The following is an 18,637-nucleotide window of genomic DNA, read 5'->3' as shown; positions in this document are numbered from 1 at the left end:
CCCCGCGCCTACCCATCTTTCCTGGGGAGGAAAGCCTGTCCGTCGAGAGCCCTCGGGCTTTCGGCGGACATTTTTTCTTGCCGCGCAGTCCTGTACCAGACCCTGACACCGTTTCCCCTTGTCTGCGACATCAAGCGCGGGCATTATGTTGCAACGCACAACACTCTCCCCAGAGCAAGAGACTTATGACCGATACCCGGCTGACCATGATGGAAGCGATTGCGCGCCGACGCACGATTACCGCAAATTACAACGGCGCGCGCATGACGCTTGCCCCGCACCAAATGTTCGAACGCCACGGCGATCTGTTCGTCAGCGCGCTGAACCTCGGCAAGACATGGCGTTCGGATGACGAGCGCCGCCTCGGCCACTTCAAGCTCGACGGCCTCGGCGCGCCCGAGATCGGCGAAGAAAGTTTCGAGCCGCTTCCCTTGTTTGAAGCCGCGCCGCCACGCGCCGACGACACGCTTCTGCTCGCCGTCTGACGTCGCGGGCGGATCCGGCCGCCCGCGCGCCGGTTCAGGCCGAAGCTGCGACGTCCTGACCACGGGTCTTGATCAACGACCAGAGGACGCCGCCTGCGATCAGGCCGAAGGTAATCGCCAGACTGATCCACGGCGGAAATTTGCCTCCGTCGAGCAGGAAATCAGCGACGAATATCTTCGATCCGATGAACACCAGAACCAGGGCCAATGCATATTTCAGATAATGGAAGCGATGGACCATCGCGGCCAACGCAAAATAGAGCGCGCGCAACCCCAAGATTGCCATGATATTCGACGTATAGACGATGAAGCTATCGGTAGTGATTGCGAGGATTGCCGGCACGCTGTCGACCGCGAACACCAGATCGGCCAGATTGATGACGACGAGGGCAAGAAACAAGGGCGTGGCAGCGAGAGCGAGTTTTCCCGTCCGGCCGTCGGGCACGCGAACGAAGAATTTTTCGCCATGAAGTTCATGGGTGATCGGCACCTGACGCGACAGCCATTTGACGACCGGATTGCCGGCGACATCCATAGGCTTTTCGTCCGCGAACATCATCTTGATTCCGGTAAGGATGAGGAAGCCGGCAAAAATATAGAGCAGCCAGTCATACTCGCTGATGAGCGCAACCCCGCCCGCGATCATCAAGCCGCGCAGCACGATCACTGCGACAATGCCCCATAGCAAGGCGCGATACTGAAAGCGCGACGGAATGGCGAAGGCTGTAAAAATCAACGAAATCACGAAGATATTGTCGATGGACAACGCCTTTTCGATGAAAAAGCCTGTATAATATTGCAGGCCTGCATCGCCGCCCTTCTCGGCCCAGATCCAGAGACCGAAGGCGAGCGCAACGCCGATATAGAGGACAGAGAGCTTCAGGCTCTCTCCAATCCCCATCTCCTTGTTTTTCTTGTTCAAGACGCCAAGGTCAAAGGCGGTGAGCGCGGTGACCAGCGTCAGAAAGACAAGCCAGAACCAGACCGGTGTACCCAACCAGTCAGCGGAAATGAAATCCATGATTTTCCCTAACGAATGAAAGGGCGCGCCAGCCGGAGGAGGCGCGCCCGATACTATCCAGATGGTCGGTATCAGCCGAGCGCCCGCCGGCGCATAATCGCCGAAAGGCGGTCGCGCACAGCGAGCTTCAGCTTCTTGAGCCGCAACAGCCGGAACGGATCGCCGCCGCGTCGCCGCGCTTCCCGGCGGACTGCCTCGTCCAGACGGCGGTGCAACGCGGACAGGTGATAAATATGGGGATTCAAAGACATATGGCCTCCTGATTGAGCGTACTCAAAACAGGTGACGCCGATGCCTTACCCTGATCAGGGGGGAGGAAGGGCCAGAGCATCGGTGTCACCCGATGCGGTCCGACATCACGTGGCGGGATAAACCCGCCGACGCCAGAGGGGCCCGGCCCGCATAGCGGCTATTTAGGGCGCCGGGATGCCCGGTGCAAGAGCCCGCTCGCCGCCTCGATCATCCCTTCGGCATCAATTTCATCGCCATTGCCGTGAGCGCCTCGGTCGCGGTCGAAACAACCGCATGCGCGTCGGGCGCCCAGAAAGGCGAGTGAAGGCTCGGCAGGGTTCGACCCTCCTTCTTCGCCGCATCGAACTCGGCCTGCGGGACGCCGCCGACCCAGAAGATCAGGCTTTGAATATCCTTGTCGTCGCGCGAAAAGCGACCGAAGTCCTCACCGCCCATGACCGGCGGCAATTGATGAACGCGCGCCGCCCCGAACCGGCCCGTCAAAAATTCGGCCATGTCGCGCGTCAGTTCGGGCGTGTTGTAGGTCGATGGCGTGAACTCGTTCCGGTCGACTGTCACCTCGGGCATCTTGTCGTCGGGAAGCCCCGCAGCGATCGCTTCGCCCTTGGCAATTCGTGCGATGCCGTCGAGCAAATGGGTGCGCACCTCATCGGTATAGCTGCGAACGGTCAGTTGCAGCCGTGCCTCGTCGGGTATGATGTTGTGCTTGGCGCCCGCGTGAAAGCTTCCGACGGTCACCACGGCACTGTCGAGCGGGCTTACCTCACGCGCGACGAGCGTCTGCAAGGCCGTGACGATCCGGCTTGCCAGGACGATCGGGTCTTTGGTGGTTTGCGGATAGGCGCCGTGCCCGCCGACGCCCTTCACCAATATATCGACGCTGTCGACATTGGCGAGCGCATAGCCCGGCGTGTAGCCGATCATTCCCGCGGGAAACTGCGCGGCGTCGTGAAAGGCCAGCGCGTAATCGGGCTTCGGAAAGCGCGTATAGAGGCCGTCCTCCAGCATCATTCGGGCACCCGCGCCGCGTTCCTCTGCAGGCTGACCGATCATGACCAGCGTGCCCGACCATCGATCCTTGTGTGCCGCCATCAGACGCGCAACACCGACCCACGCGGTCATATGGGTGTCGTGACCGCAGGCGTGCATCACGCCCGTTTCGACGCCCTCCTTGGTTGTCACCCGCACCTTGGAGGCGCCGGGGAGGCCCGTCTGCTCGGTGACCGGAAGCGCGTCCATATCGGCGCGGACGAGCACGACCGGACCGGGGCCGTTTTCCATCACCGCGACGATACCCGTTCCGCCGACCTTCTCGGCAACGCTGAATCCCAACCCGCGCGCTTCGGCCGCAAGAATGCCGGCCGAGCGCACTTCCATGAAACTCAGTTCGGGATTGGCGTGAAAATCGTCATAGATCTTCATCAACGACGGCATCTGCTTGCCGACTTCGGCGGCGATATCCTGCGCCGCGACCGGCATCGGCAAGATGATCGCAAGGGCCGCGACGGCCGTCAGCTTCATATTCATGTCCATTCCCCCGCTTTAGCTTTCCGGTACCAGTTCGATCACGTCGAGCAGCGATTCATAGGCCGGCGCAGGCAGAACCACGCGCCAGCGATTCTCGCCGATCCGTTCGACAAGGCCCGCCATATCGCGCATCCGGTCGATCCCGTAACTGACGGGCATTTTCTCGTCGCCGAGAACCAGAGTGCCGAGAAATATCTGGCGCTTCAGATTGTCGGGAAAGATCAATCCGACCGGGCGCTGCGATCCCGAAGTCTTGGTCAGGCTGTAAAGCCCCTGCTCGGCGGCGATGCGGCACCGGAACCAGCCATAGGCAATGAATCCTAGCGTCCCGCGCCCCTTCGCCCCGACCTTGACGGTTCGGCACCGGTAATCGCCGGCGGGCAAATGCGGATTGGGAAGCGCCGCCAATGGTGCAAGCAACGCGCCCTCGCGTTCGATGGCCGCCCCCTGCCCCTTTGCGCGCGCGTCGGCGAGCGCGGCGGTCCAGCTTGCATACCAGTTGCGGATACGCTCGCGGCCCTGATCTGTCGCCGTCGCACGCCAACTGCCGTCGGCCTCCGGCGGCGGGAGGTCGGCAGCGGACACCGGACTGGCGGGCACCGGACGGCACCCGCCGAGCGCTACTCCTGCGACAAGCAATGAAACTAATATAGCGCGACCCTTCATTCTCCGCCTCTCCTGACCGGTTATCGCTTAACCATAAGAGAGCGAAGGAGAATGCTCAACCGAATGTCGGGTCTATTGCGCGGTCCACCCGCCATCGACGCTCAGATTGGCCCCGGTGACATTCGCCGCTTCGTCGCGCGTCAGGAACAGAACGAACGCCGCCACCTGCTCTACGGTCACGAACTGCTTGGTCGGCTGACCGGCGAGCAGCACGTCGTTGATCACCTGTTCGCGCGTCATCCCTCGCGCCTTCATTGTGTCGGGAATCTGGTTTTCGACGAGCGGCGTCCAAACATAGCCAGGGCTGACGCAATTAACCGTGATACCAGCATCCGCCACCTCGAGCGCGACCGCCTTGGTCAACCCGGCGAGTCCGTGCTTGGCCGCAACATAGGCCGATTTGAACGGCGAGGCGACGAGCGAGTGCGCCGACGCGGTGCCGATGATCCGTCCCCATCCCTTCTTGCGCATCCCCGGAATCGCGAGACGCATCGTATGAAAGGCCGAGCTCAGGTTGAGCGCGAGGATAAGGTCCCATTTCTCGACCGGGAACTCCTCGACCGGCGACACGAACTGCGTTCCCGCATTGTTGACGAGGATGTCGACGCCGCCCATCTCGGTGTCGGCGCGCGCGAACATGTCCGCGATGGCTTCGGGCTTGGTCAGGTCAGCGTCGTCATAGGCGGCCTTTGCTCCGCTCAACGCTTCGAGCCCGGCCCGCTCGGCCTCGATTGCGCCCGCGTCGCCGAACCCGTTGATGATCAGCGACGCGCCTTCGGCCGCAAGCGCCTTCGCAATCCCGAGCCCGATGCCCGATGTCGATCCGGTGACGAGTGCGGTCTTGCCTTTGAGATGCATGGGTCAGCTTCCTTTCTGTGGGGGAGTTTCATCTGGAGCGTCGGGCACAACCTTGGGTCGCAAGGCGTTCGATTGGACGGCAAAGGCCTCCGAACGCCCCTCGACGATACTTTGCGCTAGCAAATGTCCGTCCTTCATCGCCGCTTCAACCGCCGCGCGGCCGAGAGCCCAATTGGTCTCCATCGTCGACCGCGAAAATTCGAAATCGCGCGCGCCGGTCTGCCAGGTCGGCGGCTGGTGTATCAGCTGAACCACATTGAGCGCATGGCAATCAACCATGCGCCGCACCGCCTTGACCTCGGGAAGATCGAGCAATTCGTCGGGGAGCTTGCTCAACATGCGGTCGACGAGTTGATGCTCCTTGCGGCGTCGGACGAGCCCGTCGGAGATGCGCCGCGTGCGGCTCGAATAGCGGATATCCTTCTCGCGCGACCAGGCTTCCTCCAAATCGTGCGGCCGCTCCCCGCGCGCGGGGAAGAGGTCGACCTGAAACACCAGCATATCCTGCTTCGCCGACTGGACGACATGTTCGAGCGGGGTGTTCGACACGAGTCCGCCGTCCCAATACCAGACGCCGTCGATCTCGACCGGCGGCAACCCCGGCGGAAGCGCTCCCGACGCGAGGATATGCCGCGCGTCGATGCGGTCGGTGCGCGTGTCGAAATAGCGAAAGTTGCCGGTTTCGACCGCAACCGCCCCGACCGACAGGCGCACGCTGCCGCCGTTCACCCGATCCCAGTCGACGAGCCGGTCGAGCGTCGCCGCTAGGGGCGCCGTGTCATAAAGGCTGACGGCTGCGGGCGTCTGCGGTTCGGCAAAGCCTGGCGGCGGCCAGCGCGGTGCGAAGAAACCGGGAACGCCGAAAGCCGCGACTTGTCCGGCGGCGGCAAGATGCATCCATTCGCGGGCAAGGTCGTTGTCGACTACCGGCAACGCGGGGAGCGCCGACGACACGCCGTCCCAGAAGTTGCGCATCTTTCCGACCGCTTCGTCGCGCGGGTTGCCCGCAATGATCGCAGCGTTGATCGCGCCGATCGAAATCCCCGCGACCCAGTCGAGCTCGATGCCCAGATCGATCAGTGCCTCGTAAACGCCGGCCTGATAGGCGCCCAGTGCGCCGCCGCCCTGCAAGACGAGCACGACAAGATCGGGAAGCGGCAGGGCAGCATGGACGGCGCGGCGGGGCATTGGCAATTGTTGCACCGCAGCACGCACGATTGCAAGCGGGCGAAGGTGCAAAACCCTTCCAATTGCCGGTTTCGGCTGTAACAATCGGAACAAGTGGGTAGAAAGCTGGAGATAGGCGATGCGCCTCGACGATTATGACCCCGGCGACGACATCCGCGACCTTGGGCGCGGCGGCGGCGGATTCGGCGGCGGCGGTGGCGGTGGGCTCGGCAATCTGCTGTTCGCCTTCCTTCCGATGCTGCTTGGGCGCAAAATGGGGTGCGGGACGATCCTGATCCTAGGCGCGGCAGCGTTTTTCCTGCTCGGTCGCGGCGCTAACATGTTGAGCATGGGGGGCGGGACCGCCGATCCGATGGCCGACAGTCGCGGCGGCCAGGCGGTCGCCTGCGACACGGCGGCTGAACGTTTTGCCTGCAATGTCTTCGGATCGACGCATCAGGTGTGGGGCGACCTCGTCGGCGGTTACAGACGACCGACGCTCAACTTCTTTACCGACCAGAACCGCTCGGCGTGCGGCGCAGCACAGGCGGCGATGGGACCATTTTATTGCCCCGCAGATCAGGGCGTCTATCTCGACACCAGCTTTTTCCGTGAACTCGAAGGCCGGTTCGGCGCCGCGGGCGACGCGGCGCAGGCCTATGTCGTCGCGCATGAGGTCGGGCACCATATCCAGACAATCACCGGAACGTCAGAGCAGGTGCGGCGTGCGCAGGCGCGCAGCTCGCAGGCAGAGGGCAATGCGCTGCAGGTCCGCATGGAACTCCAGGCCGACTGCTACGCCGGCGTCTGGGCAGCGCGCGCGCGCAACAGCGCAGGTCAGCCGGTGATGGAACCGGGCGATATGGAGGAAGCGATGCGCGCCGCCAACGCCATCGGCGACGATACGCTGATGCGCTCGGCGGGGCAGCGACCCGTTCCCGAAAGCTTTACCCACGGCACGAGCGAGCAGCGCATGACCTGGCTGCGCCGCGGCCTCCAGACGGGCGATCCACAACAATGCGAAACCTTCAACGCTGCGCTTTAGCAGGGGCACTGGTCGCGGCTTTCGCCACATCGGCGACGAACGCGCAAACGCTTTACATCGAGGCCGGCCGCCTGATCGACGGCCAGTCCGACAATGTCCGCACGGGCCAGTGCATCACGGTCGAATATGAACGGATCGTCGCCGTCGCTCCCTGCGGCGCGACGCCCGAAGGCGCGACCCGGCTCGACTGGTCGGGGTTCACCGTGCTGCCGGGGCTTATCGATCTCCACACCCACCTTGCCGACCTTGGCCAAAGTGCCGATCTCGCCGCTCCGATCAAGTCCTCGCCCGCCGAAACCGCGCTCGTCGGCGCGCGCAATGCACGCGTCACGCTCGACGCCGGTTTCACCAGCGTCCGCGACGTCGGCACCTATCGCGGCCTCACCGATGTCGTGCTGCGTAACGCGATCGAGCGCGGCGACGTGCCGGGGCCGCGCATGTGGGTTGCGGGCGCCTATATCACGGTCCCCGGCGGCGGCGGCGAACTCAACGGCGTGATGCCCAACGACCAGCTTCCGCCCGACCTGCGCCTCGGCGTCGCCTCGACTCCCGAAGAGGCTGCCGCCAAAGCCGCCTTTCTGCTCGATCATGGCGCCGACTTCATCAAGACGATCGCCACCGGCGCGGTGCTGGCGATCGGCACCGAGCCGGGGGCGCCCGAACTCACCGAAGATCAGCTGCGTGCGGTGGTGAAGGTCGCCCATGCGCGCGGGAAAAAAGTCACCGCACACGCGCACGGCGCCGAAGGAATGAAGAATGCGATCCGCGCCGGGGTCGACAGCATCGAGCATGCGAGCCTCGCAGACGAAGAAGCGCTCCAGATGGCGAAAAAGCACGGCACCTGGCTGGCGATGGACATTTACAACGGCGACTTCATCGATGCCGAGGGTACAAAGGAAGGCTGGCCCGAGGAATATTTGCGCAAGAATCGCGAAACGACCGAGGCGCAGCGCGCGGTGTTCCGCCGGGCGGTCGAGCTGGGCGTCAACATCGGTTACGCGACCGATGCCGGCGTCTATCCCTACGGCCTCAACGCGCGGCAGTTCAAATATATGGTGCGCCACGGGATGACGCCGATGCAGGCGATCCGGTCGGCGACCGGCCGCGCGGCCGAGGAAATGGGGCGCAGCGACGTGGGCGCGATCGTTCCCGGCCGCTACGCCGATATGGTGGCGGTCAAGGCCGATCCGCTCGCCGATATCGGCGCGCTCGAGGCGATCGACCATGTGATGAAGGGCGGCAAGCTCGTTCGCTGAAGGGGGTTGCACCAGGCACGCTGCCCGCTAAACCAGTTTTATGAAATACTATCTCCTTCCGAGCGCGCTTGCGCTCGCCGCCGCTCTGTCCCTTCCCGCCAATGCCCGACCGATGACCGAAGTCGATCTGGCGACGCTCAACCGCGTCGCGGCGCCGACGGCATCGCCCGACGGCCGCTGGGTCGCTTTTCAGATGACCGAGACCGCCGCGGACAGTTTCAAGCGCTCGACCGGCCTCTGGCTCGTCGACCGCAAAATGAAGGGCGCGGCACCGGTGCGTGTCGCCGATATCGCCGACAAGAATGAAAGCGCCCCGACCTTTCATCCCGACGGGAGCCTCTATTTCCTCTCGAACGCCAGCGGCAAATCGCAAATATGGCGTGTCGAGCCCGCGAAGGGCGGCGAGCCGACGCGGGTCACTGACACCAAGGCCGATGTTGCGGGCTTCAAAATCTCGCCCGACGGCAAGCGATTGCTCGCTTTGGGCGACATCGCCCGAGAATGCACGGATTTCGGCTGCGACGCGAAGGACAAGGGCGAACTGCCCGGCCCCGGCACGGGGCGCCATTACAAGAATAACGCCGGTTTCGTACGGCACTGGGACAGCTGGGAAACCCCCGGCACCTATAGCCGCCCCTTCGTCTTCAACCTCGAAGACGGCAAGGCGATCGTCGCGCGACCGCTCGACGCGGGTTTGATCGGCGATGCGCCGTCAAAGCCGTTCGGCGGCAGCGAGGAAATCGCCTGGGGCCCTGATAGCCGCACCGTCTATTTCACGCTGCGCAAGGCCGACAAGGATGAGCCGCGTTCGACCAACCTCGATATCTATCGTGTGCTCGTCGATGCGCGGATGCCGCCTGTCAACCTGACCGAAGCGAATGAAGCGACCGATACCCTCCCCGCCCCCTCGCCCGACGGCAAATGGCTTGCTTATGCCGCGATGGCGCGGCCGGGCTATGAGGCCGACCGGCAGATATTGATGCTGCGCGACCTCGAGAGCGGCGAGGTGCGCAAATTGACCGATGCGTGGGACCGTTCGGTCGGCTCGATTGTCTGGGCACCGGACGGCAAGTCACTCTATGTCACCGCGCAGGATGTGCTCGACCACCCCGTCTTCCGCGTCGACGTCGCGACCGGAAAGATAGAGAGACTGAAGGTTACGACCGAAAAATGGGACGGCAATATCAGCGACGTCACCCCGCTGCCCGGCGGCGCGCTCCTCTATACGCGCAACAATATTGCGGTTCCCACCGACCTGTGGGTCCGCGACGCGAAGGGACGCGTCACGCGCCTCACCGATGTCAATGGGGACCGGTTGGTCGAACTCGACCCTGTGTCGGTCGAACGTCTGCAGTTCAAGGGCGCGAACGGCGACGCCGTCTGGGGTCAGATCGTCAAGCCCGCAAAGGCCGAGGGAAAGCTCCCCGTCGCCTTCCTCGTCCACGGCGGCCCGCAGTCGAGTTTCGGCAACAGCTGGTCAACGCGTTGGAACCCACGCCTCTTTTCGGCGCCCGGCTATGCCGCGGTGACGATCGATTTCCATGGCTCGGTCGGCTATGGGCAGTCGTTTACCGACAGCATCAATCAGGATTGGGGCGGCAAGCCGCTCGAAGATCTGAAACTCGGCCTCGCGGCGGCGGGAGCGCAAGACGCGCAACTCGACACCGCCAACGCCTGCGCGCTCGGCGGCTCGTACGGCGGCTATATGATGAACTGGATTGCCGGGAACTGGCCCGACGGCTTCAAATGCCTCATCAATCATGCGGGTGTTTTCGACTTGCGCGCGATGGCGTTCGAGACCGAGGAGCTATGGTTCGACGAATGGGACCATGGCGGCCCCTGGTGGACGCGCCCCGACGCCGAAAAATGGAATCCGGTGAACCATGTCGCCAAGTGGAAGACACCGATGCTCGTGATCCACGGCGAGAAGGATTTCCGCATACCCTACAGCCAGAGCCTTGCCGCCTTCCACACACTGCAACGGCAGGGGATCGAGGGCGAATTGCTGATTTTCCCGGACGAGAACCATTGGGTGCTCAAGGGGCAGAACAGCGTGCAATGGTATCGCACGGTATTCGATTGGCTGGGGCGGCATTTGAAGAAATAGGCAAACCAAGCTCGTTCGTGTCGAGCGAAGTCGAGACACGCGGAAGGCACATGTTGCGGGTCGGCATCTCGACTTCGCTCGATACGAACGGAAATTGGGGACCATTCCCCCTTGCCGCGCCGCAGCATGGCTGGCAAAGCGCCCGCGCTATGCCGATGGAAAAGACATTCGATCCCGCCGCTATCGAGGCGAAATGGTCCCGCGAATGGGAAAGCCGCGGGCTGTACCGTCCCGCGCGTCCCGACGCGCAACCCTTTACGATCGTCAACCCGCCGCCGAACGTCACCGGCGCGCTGCACATCGGCCATGCGCTCGACAACACGTTGCAGGACGTGCTCGTCCGCTACGAACGGCTGCGCGGCAAGGATGCGCTGTGGGTCGTCGGGATGGATCATGCCGGGATCGCAACGCAGATGGTCGTCGAGCGCCAGCTCAATGAACGCCAGCAAAAGCGCACCGATTTTACCCGCGAGCAATTCGTCGACAAGGTCTGGGAATGGAAAGGCGAAAGCGGCGGCCAGATCACCCGCCAGCTCCGCCGTCTCGGCTGTTCGATGGACTGGGACCGCGAACAGTTCACCATGGACCCGCATTTCACCAAGGCGGTGGTCAAGGTGTTCGTCGAACTCCACAAGCAGGGGCTGATCTACCGCGACAAGCGCCTCGTGAACTGGGATCCCGCACTCAAGACCGCTATCTCGGACCTCGAGGTCGAATCGCACGAAGTGCCCGGCCATATGTGGCATTTCAAATATCCGCTCGCGGGCGGCGAGACCTATACCTATGTCGAGCGCGACGCCGACGGGACTGTGCTGTTCGAGGAAGAGCGCGACTATATCTCGATCGCGACGACGCGACCCGAGACGATGCTGGGCGACGGCGCGGTCGCGGTGCACCCCGGCGACGAACGCTATCGGCCGATCGTCGGCAAATATTGCGAGATCCCGGTCGGGCCGAAAGAGCATCGGCGCCTGATCCCGATCATCACCGATGATTATCCCGATCCCGATTTTGGCTCGGGCGCGGTCAAGATCACCGGTGCGCACGACGAGAACGACTATGGCGTCGCGCAGCGGAACGGCATCCCGATGTACCGGCTGATGGACGAAGTCGCCGCGATGCGGGCCGACGGCGCACCCTATGCCGAGACCGCGGCCCGCGCGGTCGAAATCGCGAAGGGCGCATCCGCTACCTCGGCCGAAATCGACGCGATGAACCTCGTTCCCGACGAATATCGCGGCCTCGACCGCTATGCAGCGCGCAAACGCGTCGTCGCCGACATCGACGCTGAAGGGCTGATGATCAAGGTCGAGGACAAGATGATCATGCAGCCGTTCGGCGACCGCGGCGGCGTGGTGATCGAGCCGATGCTGACGGACCAATGGTATGTCGACGCCGCCACGCTCGCGCAGCCACCGATGCAGGCGGTGCGCGATGGCCGGATCAACATCGTTCCCAAAACATGGGAAAAGACCTTCTTCAACTGGATGGAGAATATCCAGCCGTGGTGCGTATCGCGCCAGCTCTGGTGGGGGCACCGGATTCCGGCGTGGTACGCCGAGGACGGCCGCATCTTCGTCGCCGAGACCGAAGAAGAGGCGCAGGCGGAAGCAGGCGAAGGCGTCCAGCTCGAACGCGACCCCGACGTCCTCGACACCTGGTTCTCTTCGGCGCTCTGGCCCTTCGCGACGCTCGGCTGGCCCGAGGGCACCGACCTCCTCAAGCGCCACTACCCCAACGATGTCCTCATCTCGGGTTTCGACATCCTCTTCTTCTGGGATGCCCGCATGGCGATGCAGGGGATGCACTTCATGGACGAGGTGCCGTGGAAGACGCTCTATCTTCACGGCCTCGTCCGCGCTCCCGACGGCGCGAAGATGTCGAAGTCGAAGGGCAATGTCGTCGATCCGCTCGGCCTGATCGACCAATATGGCGCAGACGCGCTGCGCTTCTTTATGAGCGCGATGGAAAGCCAGGGCCGCGACATCAAGATGGATGACGCGCGCCTCGCGGGCTATCGCAATTTCGCGACCAAGCTGTGGAACGCCGCGCGCTTCTGCGAAGCCAATGGCATTTCGGCATCGACGAGTCTCGAAGCGCCGATCGCGACGCTCCCCGTCAACCGCTGGATCATCGGCGAGGTCGCCGACACCGTTGCGGCGATGGACAGGGCATTCGCCGCCTATCGCTTCGACGATGCGGCCAATGCGATCTACAGCTTTGCCTGGGACCTTTTCTGCGATTGGTATCTGGAGCTGATCAAAGGGGCGATCGACGATGAGACCAAGGCCGTCGCCGGCTGGGTGCTCGACCAGATCCTCGTCATGCTTCACCCCTTCATGCCCTTTATCACCGAAGAGCTGTGGACGGTGATGGGCGAGCGCGCCGATTATCCGCTGATTACCGCCAAATGGCCCGAACCCGCCGCTGAGCGCGACGCCGATGCAAGCGACGACATCGACTGGCTGATCAAGCTGGTGAGCGAAATCCGCGGCGCCAAGGCCGAACTTGGCCTGCCGCCCGGCGCGCGGCTGACCGCACACTTCCCGGCGCCGCTGAAAGCACGCGCCGAAAGGCTCTCGGCACAGCTCGACCGTCTCGCCCGCCTCGAAACCGTCAGCTTCGACCCCGCACCCGCCGGCGCGTCGGCGCAGCTTGTCGTCGAGGGCGAGACGATCACCGTCCCGCTTGAAGGCGTGATCGACATCGCCGCCGAACGCGAACGGCTGACCAAAGCGCTCGCCGCGGCGACCAAGGAGCGCGACAGCCTTGCCGGTCGCCTTAACAACCCCGCCTTCGTCGAACGCGCCAAGCCCGAAGCCGTCGACAAGGCCCGCGCTGACCATGAGGCAAAGGCGGCCGAAGCCGAAAGGCTGTCGTCGGCGCTCGCGCGGATCGGATAGCCGCGCGACTGGTTTCGAGCGCAACAATTGCTCCGCTTTCGACCAAAGCGGCCGCCGCTTCGACTGGCGGCGCACCAGCGCCTAGATTGTGGTGAGGTTTTGGCGCTAAAGCGGCCGGAATGAAGACTCCGCTTTCCAAGGGCGCCTTGCGCGATCAACGCGCAAAGATGCTTGCTGCCGCGCCCGACTGGCGTGCATCCGACGCGCGCGTCAATCCGCGCGTCGCGATCGGCTCGATTCTCGCGATGTGGGTGATCTATTTCCTGATCACCACCGGCCTCGCCATGCTCGCCGGCGCGCACGAACAACTAAATTATATCGGGCGCCGCGCGATCGTGGTCGTTGCAGGCATCCTCTGCACCTTCGTGCTCTACCAACTCGTCCAGCGCGTACAGCCGCGCGGTTTCGGGGCGAGACTGGGCGTTGCGATGGGCGCAGCCGTCCCGCTCGTGGTCGTCTATGCCTGTATCAACCTCCTCGTTTTCTTTTACTGGTTTCCATCGCCCGATACGGCCAAGATCATCGGCGAAGTGCAGCATAAGTTCCCCGTCGCCTGGGAAACGGTGCTGATCCTCGATAGCTCGATCCGCTGGTATTTCTTTTTCGCCGTCTGGGCAGCGCTCTACGTCGCCTTTGGCTATGCCAATGAAATGCGGGCGGTCGAGCGCCGCGCGAACCATTTCCGGATCGAAGCGCAAAACGCGCAGCTCCGCGCACTTCACTATCAGGTCAATCCGCACTTCCTCTTCAACACGCTCAACTCGCTCTCAACGCTCGTCCTGCGCGGCTCGAAGAGCGAGGCAGAGACGATGATCATGAATTTGTCGTCCTTCCTGCGATCGAGCCTTGCGGTCGATCCCGAACAGCTGGTCAGCCTCGAAGAGGAAATCGCGCTCCAGCGGCTTTATCTCGACATCGAACAAGCGCGTTTTCCCGACCGGCTGCACGTCGAAGTGACGATGGCAGAGGATCTCAATTCCGCGTGCGTTCCGGTCCTCATACTGCAACCGATTATCGAAAACGCGATCAAATACGGCGTTGCCCCTTCGAAGGGGGCGATTGCGGTGCGGCTCGATGCACGGAGCGAATATGGCTTGCTGGTCATCAGGGTCGAAAATGATATCGACCCCGATGCGCCGGCTCCAGCGCCCGGCACCGGCCTTGGCCTCGGCAATGTTCGCGAAAGACTGTTGACGCGCTATGGTCCGTCGGCAGGGTGCGAGTGGGGCCGATCCGACGCGGGCGGTTTCTTCGTCTCGCTCTGGCTGCCCCTTGGACGCGAAAGGTGCTGACATGCTGCAGACGTTACGAACCCTGATCGTCGACGACGAGCCGCTGGCAATCGAGCGTTTGCAGATATTGGCTGGGCAGCAGGATGGCGTTTCGCTGGTCGGCACGGCGAGCGATGGCGCTTCGGCGCTTCGCATGGTCGAAGCGCTTGCGCCCGACCTTGTGCTGTGCGACATCGCCATGCCCGACCTCAACGGCCTCGATGTCGCGGCGGCAATCGACAAGCTCGACAACCCCCCGGCGGTCATCTTTGTTACCGCGTTCGACCAATATGCCGTCGCCGCGTTCGACGTTGCCGCAGTCGATTATCTGCTGAAGCCCGTGTCGCCTGACCGCCTGGGCCGCGCGCTGACGCGCGTGCGCGAATGGCGCTCGGCCGGACGCACGAGCGGACAAAAGAGCCGATGGATTACCGAATTCTGGGTGCAGAATCGCGGCGAAATGTTACGGGTTGATGCCGGGCAGGTCGACCTGATCGAAGCGGAACGCGACTATATGCGGCTCCACGTCGGCGCACGAAGCTGGCTGATTCACCAGACGATCAAGTCGCTCGAAGAGCGAATGGATCCATCGCAATTCCTGCGCATCCATCGCTCGAAAATGGTACGCCGTGACGGCATCGTGGGGCTCAAGCATCATGGCGACGGCGCGTGGAGTGTCGATCTGGGTGACGGCGGCGTCCACCGTATCGGCCGCACCTATCTACACGACGTAAAGGCGATCATGCACGGGGCATGATCGCCTTTTCCGGGTCGCCATCTTGGCGTGTCATCAGCGCGCGGAGACGGTCATGCCGCCCTTGTCGGCATATTGGGCGCCGCTGCCGTCGAACACTGCCGCCAGTTGAACATCGGCGTCGCGCATCGTGATTGCTTCGCATTTTGCGGCCCGCGCGCGGTCGGCAAGCGTCGGACGATAGTGCGGGCGACTGTCGCAAACAATTTCCACCGCATTTTTGACGCGCTGGGTCAGGCGGTCGCGACCGCTCGCGCTTGTCAGGTTGAGGTCGTCGTAGCGAACGACAACGCTGCGAACATCGTCCTCGGCAAATGCCGGGGCAACGGCTCCGGCAAGCGCCAACGGAGCTGCCAGAAGGGTGATAGCAAGTTTAGACATGGGGGAGTCCTCTCTCGGGGTCACGGATGCGGGATACGGAGCCGAGGACCGGGGAGACCACCGCCTCCGCATCCCGCACCCTCTGAATGCCACCGCCGCGCGACCGGCGCATGGCCCGTTCGACCGGACCTGATTGCGCGTCGATTGAAGGACGAACGGCCCCAGGCGGCCGACCAGTGGTCAAAATGGCAGCGGGGGGTTGCAACCACATTGCGCGCGCGGGCATGTTTCCACAATGGCGAAGCGAAGCGACAGCGCGGCGAGTCGCAACTCGGGGCTGACCAAGGCGGTCAGGTGGATGCTGCTGGCGTCGGTCGGCATGATCGGCGGCCTGGTATTGGGCGACTTCTCGGTCGGAGGGCGGCTTGTCCCCGACACGGTCGTCAGCGGCAGCTTCGCCGAATTGAGCGCGAACCCCGATGCGCTGACCCCCGACAGCCTCTCCGCCCCGCCCTGCATCGATTGCGCGAACAGCTACGCCGCCGCGGCGCGGCTACGCGCGCGACGCGCCGAGCGCATGTCGCACGCGTTTCGCGACCTTGGTTCGGTCGAGATCGATCAGCCTGTTCCGGAACCCGACGACGATTATCGGTACGGCGGTCGATTTCCCGATCCGTCCCGCGCGGTCGAGGACCGCGTATTGCCGGCAGTCCGGCCGCGACCGGTCAATGTCGCTGCGCCGCCTGCGCCAATGGACCAACCGGGCGGGGAACACCCTACCCGCCCGGCTACCTCCAAGAGTAATTTGCCCGAGCCACGGGCAGACCGCAGGACTACCCTGCCCGAGCGCTTGCCCGTCGACTAATCCTGCGGATCCTGCGGAGGCAAGGTGGGTTTGGGCTTGGCGCAGCGATGCGTCTCACCGGCCTTGCAGGCAGCCACATCGGCTTTCCACGCCGCGACGGCGGCTTCATATTTTAGGCGTTCTTCGGTCGACAGCGCCGCGATGCGCGCTTTTTCGATTTCATAGGCTGCCGTATCTTCGACGAATTCCGCCTGGTCGTGCGCGACTTGCTGCGCAGCTGCCGACACTTCCTGCTGATAGGTGATATTGTCGGCCTTTGCCTTGGCGGCCTGTTCCGAGTTGAGCCGCGCCGTATTTGCTCGCTCGGCTGGCGTCGTGCCGTCGGGAAGCTTCTTTGTGCTGTCGGCCGGCGTGTCGGAGGCCGCCTGAACGGCGAGGGCCGGAACGGGAACCGTGCCGGTCAGCGCCAATGCCATCGCAGCTACGGCTGCCATCATGCTATTGGTCATCAAAAGCTCCTCCAACTTCGTTAATGCGTAACAAACGCGCAGTCACTGTCGCCGTTCCCACGCAAGGTTTGACCTCGGTGCGTGTTGCCACCATGCTGCGGCCATCCTGTCTCCTACCGGCCGAGCGATTGTCAGCACCAGAACGCCATCCGATCAACCGTCCCGTTTTTTATGCGCCGTTGGCCGTCCTTTCGGGAGCGCTCGTTCTCAGCCTGTGGCAGGGAAGCGCCTTTGTTGCAGCCGAGACGGCCGCAAACGACTGGGTGCTACGCCATTTCGGCCCCGTATTTGCGATCGCCGGCGTGGCATTTCTGCTTTTGTTGGCGGGAATCGCCGCCTCGCCGCTCGGCGCGATGACGATCGGCGGAGCCGGCGCGGCGCCGCTGCTCGGGCGGTGGCGCTGGTTTGCCGTTACGCTTTGCACGACCATTGCGACCGGCATTCTTTTCTGGGGCGTCGCCGAACCACTATTCCACCTCAACGATCCGCCCGCAATGCTGGGCCTCGAACCGGGAAGCGAAGGCGCCGCGACCTTCGCGATGTCGACCATGTTCCTCCATTGGACGCTGACACCCTATGCCATCTATACCGTCGCCGGGCTGGCCTTCGCGCTCCTTTATTATAACCGCGGCGAACCCTTCAGCCTGTCGTCGCTGTTCGTCCCGTTGATCGGCCCGCGCGCGCACGGACGCATCGGCACCGCCATCGATATCGTCTGTCTGTTCGCGCTCGTCGCTGGAATGGCAGCGTCGCTTGGCGCCGGGGTGCTCGCGCTGGCGGGCGGGATTGAAGGCCTCGGCAGATTTTCGGGCGGAATCGTCCTGCGGTGGGGCATAGTCGGGGCGATCGTCGCTGTCTTCGTCCTGTCGGCGGCGCTCGGCCTTCAGCGCGGGATCACGCGCCTGTCGCTCGTCAACTTCTGGTTCTTCGTGGCCATTCTGCTGTTTGTCGTGGCGGCCGGGCCAGCGGAACTCCTACCCCGGATGGGGTTGCAGGGCGCGGCGGAGTATCTGCGCAGCTTCCTGCCGCGCAGTCTCGGCCTCGACGTCGATACAGACTGGCATCGCCAGTGGACGATTTTCAACTGGGCAAACTGGTTCGCCTGGGCACCTGTCACAGCGTTGTTTCTCGGACGGTTGGCGGTTGGCTACACGGTGCGCGCGTTCATCGCCTTCAATCTGTTGCTTCCAGCCGCATTCGGCGCGCTGTGGATGATCATCCTTGCCGGCACCACGATTGCGGTCGACCGACAGTCCGGCGGGGCGTTGTACGGCCTCCTGGTCGCATCGGGACCCGATCCGCTGCTGTACCGCCTGTTCAGCGAGATTGGCGGCGGACCGTTTATCCTGGCCCTCCTCATCGCCGCGATTTTCATTTCCTACGTCACCGCCGCCGACAGCAATGTATCCGCGATGAGCGCGCTGTCGACGCGCGGCATCTCACCCGACGAGCCCGAGGCGCCGCTCGCAGTCAAGATCGTCTGGGGCGTAACGGTTGGCCTCGTCGCCATCATCCTCGTCGCGTCCTCCGGCCTCGACGGCATCCGCATGATGTCGGTGCTCGGCGGCTTCCCGGCATTGTTCGTGATCCTCGGTGCGGCGCTCTCACTGCTACTGATGGCTTGGCGGTCACGGCGCGGGGACGAATGATCCCGCGCCCGTTGCGACGCCCAGCGGCGCACCCTATCTTG

17 protein-coding genes are annotated in these 18,637 nt (G+C 63.6%); 9 read left to right on the top strand and 8 right to left on the bottom strand.

Translation table 11 applies throughout. The features are described from left to right. The first annotated feature begins 185 nt into the window (after window positions 1-185). On the top strand, window positions 186-485 hold the full coding sequence (locus JI743_RS00900) for a WYL domain-containing protein (RefSeq protein ID WP_201925031.1): 300 nt from the start codon (window positions 186-188) through the stop codon (window positions 483-485). A 34-nt stretch (window positions 486-519) separates the two neighbouring features. Here JI743_RS00900 and JI743_RS00895 read toward each other — a convergent pair whose 3' ends face one another. The 6 genes from JI743_RS00895 to JI743_RS00870 all read right to left on the bottom strand — a co-directional run bounded on the left by JI743_RS00895 (window position 520) and on the right by JI743_RS00870 (window position 5,997). Continuing rightward, window positions 520-1,506 (bottom strand): TerC family protein, encoded by a 987-nt coding sequence (locus tag JI743_RS00895; protein ID WP_201925029.1) that lies wholly within the window; start codon window positions 1,504-1,506, stop codon window positions 520-522. 71 nt (window positions 1,507-1,577) lie between these two features. Beyond that, on the bottom strand, window positions 1,578-1,757 hold the full coding sequence (locus JI743_RS00890; RefSeq protein ID WP_236659651.1) for a DUF465 domain-containing protein: 180 nt from the start codon (window positions 1,755-1,757) through the stop codon (window positions 1,578-1,580). Window positions 1,758-1,965: 208 nt separating this feature from the next. Beyond that, the gene (locus JI743_RS00885) at window positions 1,966-3,279 is read right to left on the bottom strand and encodes an amidohydrolase (RefSeq protein ID WP_236659650.1); all 1,314 of its coding nucleotides are present in this window, start codon (window positions 3,277-3,279) and stop codon (window positions 1,966-1,968) included. Between the two features lie 21 nt (window positions 3,280-3,300). Next, window positions 3,301-3,885, bottom strand: coding sequence for a DUF4893 domain-containing protein (locus JI743_RS00880; RefSeq protein ID WP_330901883.1), 585 nt, complete (start codon window positions 3,883-3,885; stop codon window positions 3,301-3,303). Window positions 3,886-4,023: 138 nt separating this feature from the next. Further along, the gene (locus JI743_RS00875; protein WP_201925023.1) at window positions 4,024-4,809 is read right to left on the bottom strand and encodes a 3-hydroxybutyrate dehydrogenase; all 786 of its coding nucleotides are present in this window, start codon (window positions 4,807-4,809) and stop codon (window positions 4,024-4,026) included. 3 nt (window positions 4,810-4,812) lie between these two features. Continuing rightward, on the bottom strand, window positions 4,813-5,997 hold the full coding sequence (locus tag JI743_RS00870; RefSeq protein WP_201925021.1) for a patatin-like phospholipase family protein: 1,185 nt from the start codon (window positions 5,995-5,997) through the stop codon (window positions 4,813-4,815). A 118-nt stretch (window positions 5,998-6,115) separates the two neighbouring features. On the opposite strand from JI743_RS00870, the gene ypfJ reads away from it, so the two are divergent. The 6 genes from ypfJ (at window position 6,116) to JI743_RS00840 (ending at window position 15,315) form a co-directional block, all read left to right on the top strand. Beyond that, window positions 6,116-7,021: a KPN_02809 family neutral zinc metallopeptidase gene (gene ypfJ / locus JI743_RS00865; RefSeq protein WP_201925019.1), complete on the top strand. Its 906-nt coding sequence runs from the start codon at window positions 6,116-6,118 to the stop codon at window positions 7,019-7,021. Continuing rightward, complete coding sequence (locus JI743_RS00860) at window positions 6,994-8,277, top strand: Xaa-Pro dipeptidase (protein ID WP_201925017.1); 1,284 nt, start codon at window positions 6,994-6,996, stop codon at window positions 8,275-8,277. The genes ypfJ and JI743_RS00860 overlap by 28 nt, the downstream gene beginning before the upstream one ends. Window positions 8,278-8,317: 40 nt before the next feature. Continuing rightward, window positions 8,318-10,384, top strand: coding sequence for a S9 family peptidase (locus tag JI743_RS00855; RefSeq protein WP_201925015.1), 2,067 nt, complete (start codon window positions 8,318-8,320; stop codon window positions 10,382-10,384). A gap of 149 nt (window positions 10,385-10,533) precedes the next feature. Next, a complete protein-coding gene (locus tag JI743_RS00850) occupies window positions 10,534-13,287 on the top strand; it encodes a valine--tRNA ligase (protein WP_201927200.1) in 2,754 nt (917 codons plus the stop codon). Between the two features lie 119 nt (window positions 13,288-13,406). Further along, a complete protein-coding gene (locus JI743_RS00845) occupies window positions 13,407-14,579 on the top strand; it encodes a sensor histidine kinase (RefSeq protein WP_201925013.1) in 1,173 nt (390 codons plus the stop codon). Window position 14,580: 1 nt separating this feature from the next. Then, window positions 14,581-15,315: a LytR/AlgR family response regulator transcription factor gene (locus JI743_RS00840; protein WP_201925012.1), complete on the top strand. Its 735-nt coding sequence runs from the start codon at window positions 14,581-14,583 to the stop codon at window positions 15,313-15,315. Between the two features lie 33 nt (window positions 15,316-15,348). Here the strand turns inward: JI743_RS00840 and JI743_RS00835 are convergent, their stop codons facing one another. Further along, window positions 15,349-15,693 carry a UrcA family protein gene (locus tag JI743_RS00835; RefSeq protein WP_201925010.1) on the bottom strand — a complete coding sequence of 115 codons (345 nt, stop codon included), beginning with the start codon at window positions 15,691-15,693 and terminating at the stop codon, window positions 15,349-15,351. 235 nt (window positions 15,694-15,928) lie between these two features. On the opposite strand from JI743_RS00835, the gene JI743_RS00830 reads away from it, so the two are divergent. Further along, window positions 15,929-16,498 (top strand): hypothetical protein, encoded by a 570-nt coding sequence (locus tag JI743_RS00830; RefSeq protein WP_201925008.1) that lies wholly within the window; start codon window positions 15,929-15,931, stop codon window positions 16,496-16,498. Here the strand turns inward: JI743_RS00830 and JI743_RS00825 are convergent. Further along, window positions 16,495-16,947 (bottom strand): hypothetical protein, encoded by a 453-nt coding sequence (locus tag JI743_RS00825; protein WP_201925006.1) that lies wholly within the window; start codon window positions 16,945-16,947, stop codon window positions 16,495-16,497. The genes JI743_RS00830 and JI743_RS00825 overlap by 4 nt on opposite strands. Before the next feature lie 92 nt (window positions 16,948-17,039). On the opposite strand from JI743_RS00825, the gene JI743_RS00820 reads away from it, so the two are divergent. Next, a complete protein-coding gene (locus JI743_RS00820; protein ID WP_201927198.1) occupies window positions 17,040-18,596 on the top strand; it encodes a BCCT family transporter in 1,557 nt (518 codons plus the stop codon). The last annotated feature ends 41 nt before the right edge of the window (window positions 18,597-18,637 follow it).

The organism is Sphingopyxis jiangsuensis, from assembly GCF_016734905.1.
Classification (GTDB): Bacteria; Pseudomonadota; Alphaproteobacteria; order Sphingomonadales; family Sphingomonadaceae; genus Sphingopyxis; species Sphingopyxis jiangsuensis.
This window is presented reverse-complemented; position numbering and strand designations above follow the sequence as displayed.